We start from the raw sequence: 14,861 nt of genomic DNA, 5'->3' as shown, positions 1-14,861 counted from the left end.
TTGTCGGAACGGGTGCATGATTGCCCTCGTTGCGGGTCGTGGGACAGAGACTTGAACGCTGCTATCGAGATTTTGAAACGTGGACTCAGGGCGGTGGGACTGCCGCTCTCTGGCTGTGGAGGATCCTGGTTTACCAGTCCGTTGAAGCAGCAACTCCGAGAAGTGATTCTCGGAAGCTCCCGTCTACAGCCCGTCAGGGCTTAGCGGGAGAGGATGTCACGAGTTTGGAACCACGATAAGGCTCAATTAAGGCTAGGTTGAGATAGAGAATTCACCTTCAAAAAGCAGACATGACGGATCCCAAGTCGGCCTCTTTCCCCAACCAAAAGGCTTCTCCAACCACCTCCCAGTCCTCTCCGCCCCTTTGGCTAAGCCTAGCGCTGGGGATCACCACCGCTCCTGTTTTGTTGGGGCTGGTCTTGGCGGATCGCGCCGCCAAGTGGCTGCGATCCCTGAGCTGGGAGGATCCAGGCTGGTGGTTGGGGGAACGGCTGCCCAACCTAGATAGCGCTGCTCTCTGCGCCCAGCAGCAAGAGCGCAAAGATTCTGGGCCAGCGGAGAATCCCTAGCTCCTCGTCGCTTTCGTATCATAGGTAGAGCAAGCCGGTAGCAGGAGTGAGCATCCTTTGCGAAGATCGGTCAGGCCAGCGCAAGAGTTCACCTCCCCATTCTTGGGAGCGCTGTTTTGGCTGGGTGCGTTTTTCTTCACAGCCGTGTTGAGCGCCTGTTTGGGCTACCTCTTCGGCCAGCGCGCCCTGTCGGGGGTCTCCTCTCCCGTCACTACAGCCGGCAATGCTTCCTCCTCCCGTGGCGTTCGCGATCCCCGCACCGTGCCCCTCTTGAACGAGGCCGCGGTGATTGCAGCAGCGGAAGCGAGCCTGCGCCCACCCCCCACCCCCGCCCCTCTCTCCACTCCTACATCCGTTCCCGTGGCTAGACCTACCCCGACGCCCACCCCCCGCTTGTCTCCTGAGTTGGCGGCAGCCCCATCCCCCACCCCGCGGCCTGCTTCTCCCTCTCCCCAACCGCCGCGCCCCTCGCCGCCACCGGTGTTTACACCACCTCCCCCACCTCGGCAAGTGGCTGCCGGCGGGCAGGTTGCCATGCAGGTGCTCTCGGTTCGCCGCGAGGGAGGGCAGGTGGTTTTGAACGTGGCGATGCAGAACAATTCGGCGGAGACGGTGCGTTTTCTCTACAGCTTCCTGAACGTTACCGACGACACCGGACGGTCGATCAACGCCCTCACCCAAGGCCTGCCTGGGGAGCTGCCTCCCAACAGCCAAGTCTTCCAGGGAACTGTTCGCATCCCCGCCTCCAGCTTGGCCGGATCCCGGTCTTTGTCCTTGAGCCTGGCCGATTATCCCAGCCGCCGCCACCGAGTCGGGGTGAGCGGGATCCCGGTGCCGCAGTAGTCCCGTCTGGTGACTGCGGCCACGACTGATGCAAAGCGGAGTTGAGAAGCGGTGCCCAGCCCAACCTTTGAGCGCCCTGAGCAGATTCGGGAGCTATTCGACCGCATCGCCCCCCACTACGATGCCCTCAACCAAACCCTGAGCCTGGGCCTGCATCAGGTTTGGAAGCGCATGGCTGTGCGCTGGTCGGGCGCCGGCCCTGGCGGGCAGGTGTTGGATCTCTGCTGCGGCACCGGCGACCTGGCGCTGCAACTGGCCCGGCGGGTGGGACGAAGCGGACAGGTGGTCGGCCTGGATTTCTCCCCGGCCATGCTGGAGATTGCTCGGCGGCGCTCCCGTCTTTTCCCCGGCTACTCCCTAGAGTGGGTATTGGGAGATGCTTTGGCCTTGCCTTTTCCCAACGCCAGCTTTGATGCCGTTACAATGGGCTACGGTTTGCGCAACGTAACCGATATCCCTCAAGCGTTGCGGGAGATTTACCGGGTGCTCAAGCCCGGCTGTCGCGCCGCTCTCTTGGACTTTCATCGCCCCACAGGGATCCCTTTCCTTGCGGACTTCCAGCGCTGGTACCTGAACACCCAGGTCGTCGCCCGGGCGCAAGCTCTGGGATTGGCATCTGAATATGCCTACATCGATCCCAGTTTGGATGGTTTCCCATCTGGCCAAGAGCAGCAGCAAATGGCCTTGCAGGTAGGGTTTTCTGTTGCCAAGTTTTATCCCCTAGCCGGTGGCATGATGGGGGTGCTGGTGATTGGAAGATGATCCAAACGGCTTGTCCCCTTGCTCCTTAAAGAGGCAGCTTAGGATGCGGTTCCCCAGAAGGTGCAGCGGACTTCGCCAAGACGGTTTTGGCAGCTAGGGAGCAACGTAGCGATCTTGGGAGAGGCGCTCGTTACCGCGATAGACGCTTACCTGCAAATGCTGGGGATCCAGTCGCCGCTGCTCTACGCGGATGGGTGGAATGGCTGGAGCAGGGTGGGATCCCCGTCCCAGCACCGACACGATTAGAGTTTGGCCGCGGATCTGAAAGCGCAGGCGTACTGGCCAAGGGAAAGGATTGCGCAACCTGAGATCGGCCAAGCCGTACCAAACCGTGGCATCTAGCCCTGGCGGCACCGACTCCACCTGCCGGTAATGGGGGTGCCTTTCCACCACTTCCAGCCCCGCCAGCAGAGCCGCATTGTAAAGGCTGGAGGAGACTTGACAGATCCCGCCGCCAACCGAATCCAGGGTTTCGGCCACCATGAATACCGGCGCAGGCAGATAGCCCCGCTCCAGGGTGCGCGGCCCCACCACCTGGTTGAAAGAAAAAACCGCCCCCGGCTGAATGTAAACCCCATCCAGGCTTTGGACTGCTTGGCGGATGTTGTGGAGCTGTGGGAGAGTGCGCTCCTGTAAGGAAGTGGTGTATTGGCTCAGGGTGGTTGGGGTGGGATCCATCCACCACAAAGCCAGCAGGGCCAGGGCCAACCCCACCGATAAGGCCAATCCCCGCAGCGCTAGCTTTCCCCTCACTTCTCCTAGAACACCCTGGCTTTGAGAAGAACCTTGCCCTGGGGTTTGCGAGGGACGGCAGCGGCTTGGGCCGTAACCAGCACCTCTTGGGGGCGAGCGTCCTCTGGCAGCGGGCGCGGCGGACGTAAGGCGACAAGCGCGGATCCCTGGGCATCCACTTGAAAGTTGCCGCAGTGGAGGGTCTCGCCGTCCTCCAGCTTGAGCCAGAGATGGTAACGCTCCCCAGGGGCCGGTTGGGGCAGATCCCTCGCCGCCAAGACCACCTCCTGCCACTCTCCTGGGCGATAGAGGAGGTTAGCCGCTGCCGCCTCTCCCTGCAAATTGACCAGGCGGGATCCCGGCTGTTGCAGCAAATGGGCCAGCGCCTGCACCGATTCTAGGCGGGCCAGTTGGAGCGCCTGCCGCAGTCGCCAGTTGTCGAAAACCAGCAGGGCCAAAACCACTGCCGCCAACCCCCCCAGCCAGCGCCACTCAGCGGTGAGGCGACCGAACCCCAGAGAGGACAGGGCCGGCTGAAGAGGTGTCGGCACCTGCTCAATGCCCGCCTCTGCCATCACCTTGCCCCGCAAGCTGGCCGGCGGGATCACCCCCGGCAAGCCGTAGGGCAACAGGTGCAGGGTTTCTTGCAAAGCCTGCAATTCCGCCAGCAACCGTGGGTCTTGGGTTAGGCGTGCCTCTAGGGCGCTTGCCTGCTCAGGAGATAAATCCCCCAGCAGATAGCCGGCCAGTTCTTCCTGTTCTTCCGATGCAAGGGGCAAATGGGATGCAAACATGGCCAGGCCGACAACAGAACCTAACTCCAAACCTCAAGGAGCGCGCGCAGGGATCCCCGCAACTTGCAGAGGGCTTGGCGAGCGCGGGCTTTAACGGTTGCCGGCGGGATCCCCAGGTGTCGGGCAACGTCCGCCTGGCTCAGCCCCTGGTAGTAGATCAACTCTAGAACCTGCCGTTGGCTTTCCGGCAGTTGGCCGAGGGCCTCTTGTACGGCTTGCCGTCGCTCCTCGAGGGAGAGCTGCTCAAAGGGGGCCGGCGCCCTGTTCTCGGCGGCGAGCAGAGATTGCCAGTGCTTCAAAAGACGTTGAGAGCTGTCTTGGGAACGCAGACGGTCGATGGCACGCGAACGGGTCAACAGACAGAGAAAACTGCTCACCGATCCCCGCTGCGGATCATAGCTGGCTTTGCGCCACAGTTCGACAAACACCGCCTGAGTCAGATCTTCCGCCTCGGCCACATGGCCCAGGATCTGGAGGGCCAGCCCATAGACCAAGCCGGCATAGCGGTCGTAAAGCACCCCCAGCGCTGCCCCTTGCCTCTCTCGGATAGCCTCCATCAGTTCCCCATCGCTGCGAGAAGGCCAATCCCTTAGCGGAGGTTGCTCACCCATGTTGCGTCAGGCCCACTCTATAAAGCTACGGTCTTTCCAAGCGGCACCGAATAGCAGGAGGCTGGAATCGTCTCGCCTGGAGAAGTACTTGGCTTCTCGTCCATGCTATAGCTCTTCGTAAAATGGCAGGGGCAGACCGTTGTTCCGTCTTGCGAGGGGGGCTGTCTCCAGCGACTTGAAAAAGGCTCTGGCTCTCTTTAGCCGCGGCGGGCCGCCCACTCCAGCCCCCACAGGGCCGTGTTCACCAGCAAGGCCAAGGATCCCACGGCCAAAGATCCGGCCCAGATCTTGTCGTAGCGACCGGCCTGGGCAATGCCCTCAAAAAGCAGGGTGCCCAGCCCTCCCGCCCCAAACTTAGCCCCCACCGTGGCGATGGCAATGGCCACAATTGCCGCCAGCCGCAAGCCGGCCAGGGCAACCGGCAGCATGAGGGGCACCTGCACCTGCCACCACCGCTGCCAGAAGTTCATCCCCAAGCCCTTGGCCGCCTCCAGAATGGCAGGCTCCACCGAGCGCAGGCCCACGTAAAAATGGCGCACCAAGATCACCTGCGTGTAGAGCACCATCGCCACCACCACCGAGCGGGCATTGAGGCCAAAGTAGGGAACCAACAAGACGATTAGGGCCAGGCTGGGCACTGTGTACAGGATGCTGAGGATCCCCATCACCGGCAGGGCCAGCCAGCGCACCTGGTGCACCAGCAAAGCCAACGGCAGCGCCAGCACCAGGGCAATCCCCAAGGCTGTTGCCACCATCGCCAGGTGCTCTTGGGTAAGCTGCCACACCAGGCCGGGGTTGCTGAGAAGATAGCTCATGCGGATCCCCCCTCCAGCATGGCCAGATGGCGGATGTGATCCAGGGTAACGATGCCAATGGCCCGCCCGTCTTCCCACACTGTGAGAGCTGCTGCCCCCGTGCGCAACAGCAGCGACAAGGCCCGCCGCAGGGTTTCCTGGGGTTTCACCACCGCCCCCTCCTGGATCTGGTGGTTGTGCGGGATCCGCTCCATCGCCGTTTCCACCCGCAGCACGCTCAACTGACGCACCATGTCGTCTGCCCCCAGCAGCTCTCGGACAAAGGGGGTGGCCGGCTGGGTGAGCAGCCGCAAGGGAGTGTCGAACTGTACCACCCGCCCCTGCTGCATCACCAGGATGCGATCTGCCAGGCGCAGCGCCTCTTCCACGTCGTGGGAGACGAAGAGGATAGTCTTTTTTAGTTGCCGTTGCAGGTGTAGGATCTCGTCTTGCAGCTTGCCACGAGTGATGGCGTCGAGGGCACCAAAGGGCTCGTCCATCAACAGCAGATCCGGATCCCCGGCCAGCGCCCGCGCCAGCCCCACCCGCTGCTGTTGGCCGCCCGAGAGTTGAGCCGGGTAGCGACGTCGGTATTCTTGGGGGGGCAGGTTGACCAAGCTGAGCAGCTCGTCCACCCGCTCGCGGATGCGCTCCCTTGGCCAGCCCAAAAGTCGCGGCACCACCGCCACATTCTGGGCCACCGTCATGTGGGGAAACAGCCCCACCTGCTGGATGACATACCCGATGCGCTGGCGCAGCGCCGTCACCGGAAAGCGGCGGATATCCTGCCCATCCAGGCGAATCTGTCCTTGGGTGGGCTCCAGCAGCCGGTTCATCATTTTTAGAAGGGTGGTTTTGCCGCAGCCGGAAGGGCCGAGGATGACCACCAACTGGCCCGAGGCCACGGAAAAACTGCACTCCTCCACGGCCGGACGGGAATTGTGGGGAAAGCGCAGCGATACCCGCTCGAACTCAAGAGTGCTCACGCCAGGGCCTCGTGCAACGGGCTACTCTTTCAAGATGCCGGCCTCCACCAAGAAGGCTCTCGCCACCTCTGCCGGCTCCCTGCGCTTGCCGCTTACCTCGTAGTTCAGCCGCTGCATCACCTCGTCCGTCAACAGGGGGGAAAGGGCGTTCAAAGCGGTGGCGATGCCGGGGTTGGCTTCCAGGGTATCTTTGCGCACTACCGGCGCCACCTGGTAAGGGGGGAAAAGCTGCTTGTCGTCCTTGAGCACCACCAGGTCAAAGGCGGCAATTTCCCCATCGGTGCCAAAGGCCACCGCCACATCCGCCTCCCCATTGACCAAGCCCTGGTAGCGCAGGCCGGGATCCACCGCCTTGTAGGCCTTGAGGCGAAAGTTGCCGTAGACTGCTTGCAGCCCCGGCAGGCCATCTTCGCGGGCCTGGAACTCCGGCGGCCCGATCATCACCAGCTCGCTCGCTCTGGCCACCATGTCTGAGATGGTAGCGATGCCCAACTCTGCCGCTCTGGCGCGGGTCATGGCCAGGGCCTGGGTGTTGTTCATGGGGGCCGGATCCAGCCAAATCAGTTGGAACTGACGCTCGTACTCGCGGGCCACCGTCGCGTATACCTGGGCCGGGTCGCTGCTGGTGGGCAGCTTGAGCACCGTCAGCAGACCGGTGCCGGTGTACTCCGGGTAGAGATCGATCTCGCCGCTCAACAGGCCGGCATGGGCCACCGGCGTTCCCCCCAAGTTGAGCTTGCGCTCCACCGCCAACCCCGCCGCCTCCAGGGCCAAGGCGTACATTTCCCCCAAGATAAACTGCTCGGTGAAGTCCTTAGAGCCAACGACAATCGGCTTGCCAAAGCCCGCTTGAGGGGCGAGAACAAGGGCTGCCAGCCCCGACAGGGCCAGCAGAGCCAGGCGACGGGTGGTTTTCAGCATAGGCAAGGTGAGAAGGGATCCCCAACTCAAGACAAGCGGCCCCGCCGAGAGCGTTCCGGCCTGGGCCAGGAAGTTTCGACTGTTAGGCCACCATTAAACCATTAATTTCCCTGAGCTGGAACTGCCAACCCTCACCCCCAGCAATATCCCCTTAGCTTCTGCCGGAGGCCGGGAAGGAGCCGGTAACGGCCCGGATCTTCTGCCGCCGCCCAGCTCGCTCGATCTCCAGCTCCAGGGTGCTGCCCACCTCGGTGCGCTCTACCTCTTGTTGTACTTGGTCGGCGGTGGTGACGGCGCGACCATTGATGGCGAGAATGATGTCTCCGGCGCGCAGGCCCGCCCGCTCTGCCGGGGATCCCTGGATCACCTCGCCGATGAGCACCCCCTGATCCACCGTCACGAAGATGCGGCTGTTGGGATCCTGGTTGAGGCGCTCCTTCAGGTCGGGGGTGAGGGTGAGCATACGAATGCCCAGGTAGGGGTGATCCACCTTGCCGCGGGCGATCAACTGGTTGGCCACCCGCTGGGCCGTCTCGATGGGAATGGCAAAGCCCAGCCCCTGCGCCCCTTGGATGATGGCCGTGTTGACCCCGATCACCTCCCCTTGGGCGTTGAGCAGGGGGCCGCCGGAGTTGCCGGGGTTGATGGCCGCATCCGTCTGGATAAAGGACACCCGCTTGTCGGGCACGCGGATCTCGCCGCTGGAGCGGCCCAAAGCGCTGATGATCCCGGCGGTTACGGTGTTGTCCAGCCCCAGCGGATTGCCGATGGCGATGGCCCACTGGCCCGGCTCGAGGAGCTCGGAGCGACCCAGCTTCACCGTCGGCAGGTTCTGGGCCTCGATCTTCACCACGGCGATATCCGTCACCGGATCGGTGCCGATTACCTTGCCGTCAAAGCTGCGGGTATCCTTGAGCGTCACCGTCACCTTGTCGGATCCCTCGACCACGTGGGCATTGGTGATGATCTGGCCATCCGGGCTGATGATGAAGCCGGAGCCGGTGCCCTGCTGTCGTCGCTGCCGCGGAATGGGGGGGATCACCTGGCCAAAGAAGTCCCGGAAAAAGGGATCGCTGAAAAACTCCTCTGGGAAGGCGCCCGGGACGCTCACCGTCCGCTCGGAATCGATGCGCACCACCGCCGGCCCCACCCTTTGCGCCACCTCGGCAATAAAATTCAGGTTCAGTTGGGGCGGGGTTGCCGTCGTTTGGGCAGATACCCCCTTGCCTCCCACCAGAGCCGCTCCCAGCCCAATGCCCAAGAGCACCAGCAGCACCGGCGAGAGAAGAGACTTGAGAACGGCAAAAGGCTTAAAAAGAGAACGAACTCCGTCCTGCTGAGGCGAACGGGCAGGTTGAGCAGAAGCTTCTGAACGGGGAGAAGGCTGGCCCGGCATGGATGTGCTGCGCTGCATAGCTACAGAAGAATAGGGGTTGGAATCGGAAGAATACCTTGGCCCTCACACGAGGGGCGAAACCTAGGGCATGACAGACTCCCGCCACTCAACCTTGTTGAGTAAACACAACTTGGCTAGAGGACGAACTTCTCGCTTCGTCGGGGAGCCATTGCAAGAACCCTCTGCGTTCGGCTGTGCCGTGCCTTAGGCATGCAGACACGGAATGCCCTACCGCGTAGTTGTATTAGATTCCGGCAACGCCGTTTTATACAACCAGCTCTGTTTTATCATTACCAGCCTGCGACTGGCGCGGGGGTATCTACCCCCCGAACCCCCACGAGCTAATCTAGCATGGACACTAGGGAGCCCAAGACGGGCGGCGATGGCGCTTTTCCGTACTTCTACCTGGGTTGAAGAGTAGCGGAATCTGCTCGCCTAGAGTAGCCCGTCCTACATCCAACTGGCTTTGATGGGGATAAAGGCCAGACGAGGCTTTTGTTCCCAGCTTTGGCCAGCTTACAGCTAACGTAGAAGTGGTAGATCGGGGGTAAGACCATGACCAACCCAGCCCGTCGTCTGTTGGCTCCTCTGCTCGGTGGGTTTCTCTGGCTACCGGCGGCCAGCCCGGTTTTGGCGCAAATGGGGCCCTTGCCACCACCGCCCCCCGGCGAGGGATGGCGCCCTGTGAATCCTCGCCCCCTTCCCCCTGGCCCTCAACCCCTGCAACCTGGCCAGCCCTTTCAACTGCAAACCACGTTGCTATTGCGCTCTGGGGATCTGATCCAGGCGGTGCATCGCTCTCCAGAAACCCTCTTGATTGCCCCTGGGGAAACCCGTGCCGTCAGCCTTAGCTTGGATACTCCTCTGCGGGACATCTACGGCAACACGGTCGTCCCGGCGGGGGCCGTTTTGGAAGGCCAATTTCAGCCGGTGAGCGGCGGCACTCAGTTTGTCTCGAGAGCTTTGATTTTCAACGGCCAATCCTATCCTCTCTACGCCCAAAGCCAGGTGATCCCGCTGCGCAAGGATCCCCGCCACACTTCTGCAGAGGCAGTTGTGCAGGATGCCCTGATCGGGGCGGCGGCAGGGGCGATCTTGGGCGGCCTGTTTGGCGACCGGGTGATCTCGACGGAGAAGGTGCTGGGCGGAGCGGCAGCGGGGGCTGTAATCGGCAATGTGACGGCGCCAGAGGTGGCGGTGATCGATCCCAACGCCAACTTGACCCTGACGGTCACTCAGGACTTTCAGCCCTATCTGCCCTAGCGACACCTGAAAAGCAAAACTTAACTCCCCAGCGCCGACCGCCATCCCTTGCCACACTGCCCATCCTCAAGCTGTTGACCACTCCGAAAAGCTGAGCAGGGGTTGGTCAATCTGCGGCTGCCTGGGGCTACTCCGGCCAGACCATCGGGGGCTGTTTTACGCTTAACCAACCTCCCCCTTGGCGGGAAGGGAGTGCTCCTTTCCTGGGAGACATTTTAAGAAGTGTGAAGATCTGAGATGGCAGACGGCAAGCATGTCGGAAAATAGCTTGCGGGTATGCTCGCCATACTCTTTAAAAAATTGACTTGAGGATGGATGTCCATGAGTGTTGTCACGAAATCGATTGTGAATGCGGATGCAGAGGCCCGCTACCTCAGCCCGGGGGAGCTGGATCGGATCAAGTCCTTTGTTACCTCCGGCGAGAAGCGGCTGCGCATCGCTCAAGTCTTGACCGAGTCTCGTGAGCGCATCGTCAAGCAAGCTGCCGATCAACTCTTCCAGAAGCGTCCTGACATCGTCTCCCCAGGTGGCAATGCTTACGGAGAGGAGATGACGGCAACTTGCCTGCGGGATATGGACTACTACCTGCGCCTCATCACCTATGGGATCGTTGCTGGCGATGTCACCCCGATCGAGGAGATCGGCTTGGTGGGGGTGCGGGAGATGTACAACTCTTTGGGCACGCCTATTCCGGCGGTGGCCGAGAGCATCCGCCAAATGAAGCAGGTGGCCATGGGTCTGTTGTCTCCTGAGGACGCGGCTGAGGCCGGCTACTACTTTGACTTTGTGGTGGGGGCAATGAGTTAATCCCTCATTGTTCTGACCGCGCAACTGTTTAACGTTCATTAGAGATTTAGGAAGCTCATCATGCAAGACGCAATTACCGCTGTGATCAATAGCTACGACGTCCAGGGCAAGTATCTCGACAGCTCGGCCATGGAGAAGTTAAAGGCTTTCTTCGCCACGGGCGAGCTGCGGGTGCGGGCAGCTGCTACCATCGCGGCCAACGCCTCCACCATTGTCAAAGATGCGGCGGCCAAGGCGTTGCTCTACTCCGATCTCACCCGTCCCGGTGGCAACATGTACACCACCCGTCGCTATGCTGCTTGCATCCGCGACATGGACTACTACCTGCGCTACGCCACCTACGCCATGCTGGCCGGGGATCCCTCCATCCTCGACGAGCGGGTGTTGAACGGGCTCAAGGAGACCTACAATTCGCTGGGGGTGCCGATTGGAGCCACCATTCAGGCCATCCAAGCCATGAAAGAAGTGACCGCCGCCCTGGTGGGGCCTGAAGCTGGCAAGGAAATGGGTGTGTACTTCGACTACATCTGCTCCGGCCTGAGCTAAGGTTCATTGTCTAGCGAGCATGACAGGCGATTTGCCGCAGGGATCTGGTGTGCTAACTGGGGTACGCGAGCTTTCTGAGGTGAGTCGCCTGTTTTGTTGGTCAAGCCAGTTCATTTTGCTGTCAGCAGGGATCCTTTATCATGCGCATGTTTAAGATCACGGCCTGTGTGCCCAGCCAAACCCGCATTCGCACCCAGCGGGAGCTGCAAAATACCTACTTCACGAAGCTGGTGCCCTACGACAACTGGTTTCGGGAGCAGCAGCGTATCCAAAAGTCGGGTGGCCGCATCCTGAAGGTGGAGCTGGTCGCCGGCAAGCCTGGGATAGACGTAGGACTGCTGTAGTTCCCCTGCCTGTTCGCTGTTTCTCCTCCGATCCTGAGAATACCCCCAGCCAGATCCGACATGCCCAGCCTCAGGAGGCTTGCCCTTGAAGTTGGGCTAGCGGATCTGATTTTTTAGGGGGGGTGAGGAGCTATGTTGTCTGACGTGCCAATCCGACCTGAGCCGATCATCGTTGCCCGCGACCTGAGCAAGGTTTACCCGGTAGCCATTAAGGAAGCGGGAGTGATCGGTACATTGCGCCACTTTTTTCGCCGTACCTATCACTACATCCCAGCGGTGCAATCGATGAGCTTCCAGATTCAGCCGGGGGAGGTGGTGGGTTTTTTGGGGCCGAACGGGGCAGGCAAGACCACTACCCTCAAAATGCTGGCGGGTCTCATCTATCCTTCCGGGGGCACGCTGCAGGTGGTCGGCCATGTGCCCTACCGGCGGGAGCGGGCTTTTCTGCAGCAGATTACCCTGGTGATGGGGCAGAAGCAACAGCTTATCTGGGATCTGCCAGCAATGGACTCCCTGCGGATTAACGCCGCCGTTTATGAGATCCCGGAAAAGGAGTTTCGGGAGCGGGTGGGGGAGTTGGCGGAGCTCCTCGACCTGCAGGGCAAGCTGAAGCAGCCGGTGCGCAAGCTTTCTCTGGGGGAGCGGATGAAGGCGGAACTGCTGGCGGCCCTGATCCACCGGCCGCAGATCTTGTTCTTAGATGAGCCGACCTTGGGGTTGGATGTCAACGCTCAGGCCGCCGTGCGGCAATTTCTGCGGGATTACAACCGCCGCTACGGGGCGACAGTCTTGTTGACCAGCCACTACATGGCCGACATTACGGCGCTCTGTGAACGGGTGCTGGTGATCAGCGCCGGGCAACTCATTTACGATGGCGGCCTCGAGGAGCTGCGGCAGCGCTTTGCCCCCTATCGCGAGGTGAAGCTGGAATTGGCCCGCCCCTGCCCCCTCGCCCAATTGCAAGTCTATGGAGAGCTGCGCAGCGAGGGGGATCCCGGCAGCGGCTGTGAGGTGCGGCTGTGGGTGCGGCGGGAACACCTCACCCAAACGGTTGCCCAGCTCCTGGCAGATCTGGAGGTGCTGGACTTGACGGTAACAGACCCGCCGATTGAGGAAGTAATCAGGCGGGTGTTTGCGGAAGGGATCCCTGCGGCCGGGTCCTAGAGGGGCGCTCCTGTCGGTAGCCCATCAGATCTTCTGGGTGGCGGCCTGCCGTTGCTCAGCCGTCGAGCGGGCTGCGTGCAGAGCGGCGTAAAGCTTATTGAGGGCGTTCATGTAGGCTTGGGCCGAGGCGACGATGATGTCCGTATTCGCGGCGTGGCCAGAGAAGACGCGATCCTCGTGGCGCAGGCGGATGGTGACTTCCCCCATGGCGTCGATGCCGGCGGTAACCGACTGGACGGAAAACTCGATCAACTTGTTGGGGATGTTGACGATGCGGTTGATGGCTTTGTACACCGCGTCCACCGGGCCTGTGCCCACGGCGGCGTCCACCCGCTCTTCGCCCTCAGGGGTGATCAGGCGCACCGTGGCCGTGGGGGTCTCGTGGTTGCCGCACACCACTTGCACGTGCTCCAGACGGTAGAGATCGGGCACGGGGCGGGTCTCATCGTTGACGATTGCCTCCAGATCCAGGTCGGTGATCTCCTTCTTCTTGTCTGCCAGCTCTTTGAAGCGCAGGAAGGCTTTGTTCAGATCCTGCTCTGAGAGCTCGAAGCCCAACTCCCGGAGGCGGGTACGGAAGGCGTTGCGGCCCGAGTGTTTGCCCAGCACCAGCGTGCTCGATTGCAGGCCGATGGTCTGAGCGTCCATAATCTCGTAGGTCTGGCGGTTCTTGAGCATGCCGTCCTGGTGGATGCCCGATTCGTGGGCAAAGGCGTTGGCACCAACAATGGCCTTGTTGGGCTGAACCAACATGCCGGTGAGGTTGGAGACTAGGCGGGAGGTGCGGTAGATCTCCTGGGTTTTGATGTGGGTGAGGGGTTTTTCCGAGTCGACCGGCAGGCCAAAGTAGGGGTTGAAGTAGCTGCGGCGCACATGCAGGGCCATCACCAACTCTTCCAGCGCCGCGTTGCCGGCCCGCTCGCCGATGCCGTTGATGGTCACTTCCACTTGCCGCGCCCCCTGCTTGATGGCCTCCAGAAAGTTGGCCACCGAGACCCCCAGGTCGTCGTGGCCGTGGACGGAGATGATGGCCTGCTTGATGTTGGGCACATTCTCGCGGATGCCCTTGATCAGTTGGCCGAATTCTTCCGGCATGCTGTAGCCGACGGTGTCGGGGATGTTGATGGTTTTGGCTCCCGCCCGAATGGCTGCCTCGATCACCTGGTAGAGAAACTCCGGATCGGAACGGGTGGCGTCCATCATGGAGAACTCCACATCGTCCACGAAGGACTTGGCGTAGGCCACCATCTCCTCGGCAATTTGCAGCACTTCGGCGCGGGTCTTGCGCAACTGGTACTTGAGGTGAATGTCGGAGGTGGAGATAAAGGTGTGGATGCGGGGCTTGGCGGCGGGCTTGAGGGCTTCGGCTGCCGCTTCGATGTCGGCCTTGAGGGCGCGGGCCAGGCTGCAAATCACAGGGCCATCGGGGGTGCCCACCTGTTCGGCCACCTTCTGCACCGCCTCGAAGTCCCCGGGGCTGGCATAGGCAAACCCAGCTTCAATGATATCGACCCCCAGCCGGGCCAGTTGCCGGGCGATGGCCAGCTTTTCTTCGGTGTTGAGGGTGGCGCCGGGGCACTGCTCCCCGTCGCGCAGGGTGGTGTCGAAAATGAGCACGTGATCCAGGGCTTGGCCATCAAATGTGGAAACCGCCGCAGCATCCATAATCTTTGTCGGACAACGAGACAGTGTTCTTTATTTTGACATCTTATTCTGGCACTGCTGGATAGGGTTTTGGATCGGGTTTGGAAGAGAGCTGGCGGGCTTCTGTCGGAGCGGCTGTAGGTCTTGCCATCTTTCTCTCAGGGGCAGAAGAGGTTGTGGGAAGGCGGATCCCGAAGGCGCAAGCGAGCAGGTGTTCGTATTCTTTCTCGTCCTTGAGCAGGCGTTCCCGGCGGCCTTCTGGGGTAGTTTCGATCCATTTAAAAACGGAGCCATTGGCGGAGGCGGTGAGGGTGATCCGTCCGCTGGGGGTGGCCAGGCTGCACAGGCGCAGGCGGGTCAACCTGGATGCCGGCGACGTTTGGTGGAAGCGGCACATGGGCTCGAACTCCTGCAGTTGACGCGGGATCCGATCCAGCAGGAAGAGGGTTTTCCAGGTGCGATCCGGTCGTTCCTGTTGAACCCGCCAGTAGCGTGCGGGAGCTGCGGGCCAGGGGATGAGGCGGTAGCGCCCTTCCGCCTGGGCTTGGATGCCGGGATCCCCCAGCCGCAACGGCTCCCGAAAGGCATCTCCATAGCCCACATCCACCAGCCATCAGAACCTCCGGGGTACTCCCGCCACAGCGCAGCTTGGCGGGATGGGGGATAGGCGGTGAGACGAAGGGGT

Annotated in this window: 17 protein-coding genes; 8 read left to right on the top strand and 9 right to left on the bottom strand. The window is 61.6% G+C overall.

What is annotated here, in order from left to right:
* Window positions 1-290 precede the first annotated feature (290 nt).
* The 3 genes from NW809_RS05070 to ubiE are packed head-to-tail and all read left to right on the top strand — an operon-like array spanning window position 291 to window position 2,174.
* Window positions 291-569 carry a hypothetical protein gene (locus NW809_RS05070; protein WP_099812897.1) on the top strand — a complete coding sequence of 93 codons (279 nt, stop codon included), beginning with the start codon at window positions 291-293 and terminating at the stop codon, window positions 567-569.
* 57 nt (window positions 570-626) lie between these two features.
* Entirely contained in the window at window positions 627-1,412 is a 786-nt protein-coding gene (locus NW809_RS05065) for a hypothetical protein (RefSeq protein WP_143597179.1), read from the top strand.
* A gap of 51 nt (window positions 1,413-1,463) precedes the next feature.
* Window positions 1,464-2,174 carry a bifunctional demethylmenaquinone methyltransferase/2-methoxy-6-polyprenyl-1,4-benzoquinol methylase UbiE gene (ubiE, locus tag NW809_RS05060; RefSeq protein WP_011431047.1) on the top strand — a complete coding sequence of 237 codons (711 nt, stop codon included), beginning with the start codon at window positions 1,464-1,466 and terminating at the stop codon, window positions 2,172-2,174.
* Window positions 2,175-2,267: 93 nt separating this feature from the next.
* On the opposite strand, the gene NW809_RS05055 is transcribed toward ubiE, so the two are convergent.
* From NW809_RS05055 to NW809_RS05025, 7 genes are all read right to left on the bottom strand, one after another.
* On the bottom strand, window positions 2,268-2,927 hold the full coding sequence (locus tag NW809_RS05055; RefSeq protein ID WP_228375280.1) for a VanW family protein: 660 nt from the start codon (window positions 2,925-2,927) through the stop codon (window positions 2,268-2,270).
* Window positions 2,928-2,932: 5 nt separating this feature from the next.
* Window positions 2,933-3,685, bottom strand: a complete 753-nt coding sequence (locus NW809_RS05050; RefSeq protein WP_168173337.1) for an anti-sigma factor domain-containing protein — start codon at window positions 3,683-3,685, stop codon at window positions 2,933-2,935.
* Window positions 3,686-3,720: 35 nt separating this feature from the next.
* Window positions 3,721-4,311: a sigma-70 family RNA polymerase sigma factor gene (locus NW809_RS05045; RefSeq protein ID WP_011431044.1), complete on the bottom strand. Its 591-nt coding sequence runs from the start codon at window positions 4,309-4,311 to the stop codon at window positions 3,721-3,723.
* A gap of 197 nt (window positions 4,312-4,508) precedes the next feature.
* Window positions 4,509-5,126, bottom strand: a complete 618-nt coding sequence (locus NW809_RS05040; RefSeq protein ID WP_414401663.1) for an ABC transporter permease — start codon at window positions 5,124-5,126, stop codon at window positions 4,509-4,511.
* On the bottom strand, window positions 5,123-6,091 hold the full coding sequence (locus NW809_RS05035; protein ID WP_414401662.1) for an ABC transporter ATP-binding protein: 969 nt from the start codon (window positions 6,089-6,091) through the stop codon (window positions 5,123-5,125). The genes NW809_RS05040 and NW809_RS05035 overlap by 4 nt, the downstream gene beginning before the upstream one ends.
* A gap of 21 nt (window positions 6,092-6,112) precedes the next feature.
* Complete coding sequence (locus tag NW809_RS05030; RefSeq protein ID WP_011431041.1) at window positions 6,113-7,012, bottom strand: glycine betaine ABC transporter substrate-binding protein; 900 nt, start codon at window positions 7,010-7,012, stop codon at window positions 6,113-6,115.
* Window positions 7,013-7,163: 151 nt separating this feature from the next.
* Window positions 7,164-8,426, bottom strand: coding sequence for an HhoA/HhoB/HtrA family serine endopeptidase (locus NW809_RS05025; RefSeq protein ID WP_011431040.1), 1,263 nt, complete (start codon window positions 8,424-8,426; stop codon window positions 7,164-7,166).
* 537 nt (window positions 8,427-8,963) lie between these two features.
* On the opposite strand from NW809_RS05025, the gene NW809_RS05020 reads away from it, so the two are divergent.
* The 5 genes from NW809_RS05020 (at window position 8,964) to NW809_RS05000 (ending at window position 12,532) form a co-directional block, all read left to right on the top strand.
* The gene (locus tag NW809_RS05020; protein ID WP_414401661.1) at window positions 8,964-9,671 is read left to right on the top strand and encodes a hypothetical protein; all 708 of its coding nucleotides are present in this window, start codon (window positions 8,964-8,966) and stop codon (window positions 9,669-9,671) included.
* Between the two features lie 321 nt (window positions 9,672-9,992).
* A complete protein-coding gene (gene apcA, locus NW809_RS05015; RefSeq protein WP_011431038.1) occupies window positions 9,993-10,478 on the top strand; it encodes an allophycocyanin subunit alpha in 486 nt (161 codons plus the stop codon).
* Window positions 10,479-10,538: 60 nt separating this feature from the next.
* Entirely contained in the window at window positions 10,539-11,024 is a 486-nt protein-coding gene (gene apcB, locus NW809_RS05010; protein WP_011431037.1) for an allophycocyanin subunit beta, read from the top strand.
* Window positions 11,025-11,164: 140 nt separating this feature from the next.
* On the top strand, window positions 11,165-11,368 hold the full coding sequence (locus NW809_RS05005; protein WP_011431036.1) for a phycobilisome linker polypeptide: 204 nt from the start codon (window positions 11,165-11,167) through the stop codon (window positions 11,366-11,368).
* Between the two features lie 132 nt (window positions 11,369-11,500).
* Window positions 11,501-12,532 carry an ATP-binding cassette domain-containing protein gene (locus NW809_RS05000; RefSeq protein ID WP_011431035.1) on the top strand — a complete coding sequence of 344 codons (1,032 nt, stop codon included), beginning with the start codon at window positions 11,501-11,503 and terminating at the stop codon, window positions 12,530-12,532.
* Between the two features lie 24 nt (window positions 12,533-12,556).
* On the opposite strand, the gene NW809_RS04995 is transcribed toward NW809_RS05000, so the two are convergent.
* The gene (locus tag NW809_RS04995) at window positions 12,557-14,197 is read right to left on the bottom strand and encodes a 2-isopropylmalate synthase (RefSeq protein ID WP_011431034.1); all 1,641 of its coding nucleotides are present in this window, start codon (window positions 14,195-14,197) and stop codon (window positions 12,557-12,559) included.
* A gap of 43 nt (window positions 14,198-14,240) precedes the next feature.
* Complete coding sequence (locus tag NW809_RS04990) at window positions 14,241-14,783, bottom strand: arylamine N-acetyltransferase (RefSeq protein ID WP_011431033.1); 543 nt, start codon at window positions 14,781-14,783, stop codon at window positions 14,241-14,243.
* Between the last annotated feature and the right edge of the window lie 78 nt (window positions 14,784-14,861).

Origin of the sequence: Synechococcus sp. WC101, from assembly GCF_047461555.1 — a bacterium.
Lineage (GTDB): Bacteria > Cyanobacteriota > Cyanobacteriia > Thermostichales > Thermostichaceae > Thermostichus.
Note: the sequence above shows the minus strand (reverse complement) of the source record. Positions and strands in the feature narration are given on the sequence as shown.

Bases quoted from the DNA above. Each gene is read 5' to 3' on its own strand.
- NW809_RS05070 (WP_099812897.1), top strand. From the start codon at position 291: ATGACGGATCCCAAGTCGGCCTCTTTCCCCAACCAAAAGGCTTCTCCA.
- NW809_RS05045 (WP_011431044.1), bottom strand. From the start codon at position 4,311: ATGGGTGAGCAACCTCCGCTAAGGGATTGGCCTTCTCGCAGCGATGGG.
- NW809_RS05025 (WP_011431040.1), bottom strand. From the start codon at position 8,426: ATGCAGCGCAGCACATCCATGCCGGGCCAGCCTTCTCCCCGTTCAGAA.
- NW809_RS05020 (WP_414401661.1), top strand. From the start codon at position 8,964: ATGACCAACCCAGCCCGTCGTCTGTTGGCTCCTCTGCTCGGTGGGTTT.
- NW809_RS05030 (WP_011431041.1), bottom strand. From the start codon at position 7,012: ATGCTGAAAACCACCCGTCGCCTGGCTCTGCTGGCCCTGTCGGGGCTG.
- apcB (WP_011431037.1), top strand. From the start codon at position 10,539: ATGCAAGACGCAATTACCGCTGTGATCAATAGCTACGACGTCCAGGGC.
- NW809_RS05040 (WP_414401663.1), bottom strand. From the start codon at position 5,126: ATGAGCTATCTTCTCAGCAACCCCGGCCTGGTGTGGCAGCTTACCCAA.
- apcA (WP_011431038.1), top strand. From the start codon at position 9,993: ATGAGTGTTGTCACGAAATCGATTGTGAATGCGGATGCAGAGGCCCGC.
- NW809_RS05005 (WP_011431036.1), top strand. From the start codon at position 11,165: ATGCGCATGTTTAAGATCACGGCCTGTGTGCCCAGCCAAACCCGCATT.
- NW809_RS04995 (WP_011431034.1), bottom strand. From the start codon at position 14,197: ATGGATGCTGCGGCGGTTTCCACATTTGATGGCCAAGCCCTGGATCAC.
- NW809_RS05000 (WP_011431035.1), top strand. From the start codon at position 11,501: ATGTTGTCTGACGTGCCAATCCGACCTGAGCCGATCATCGTTGCCCGC.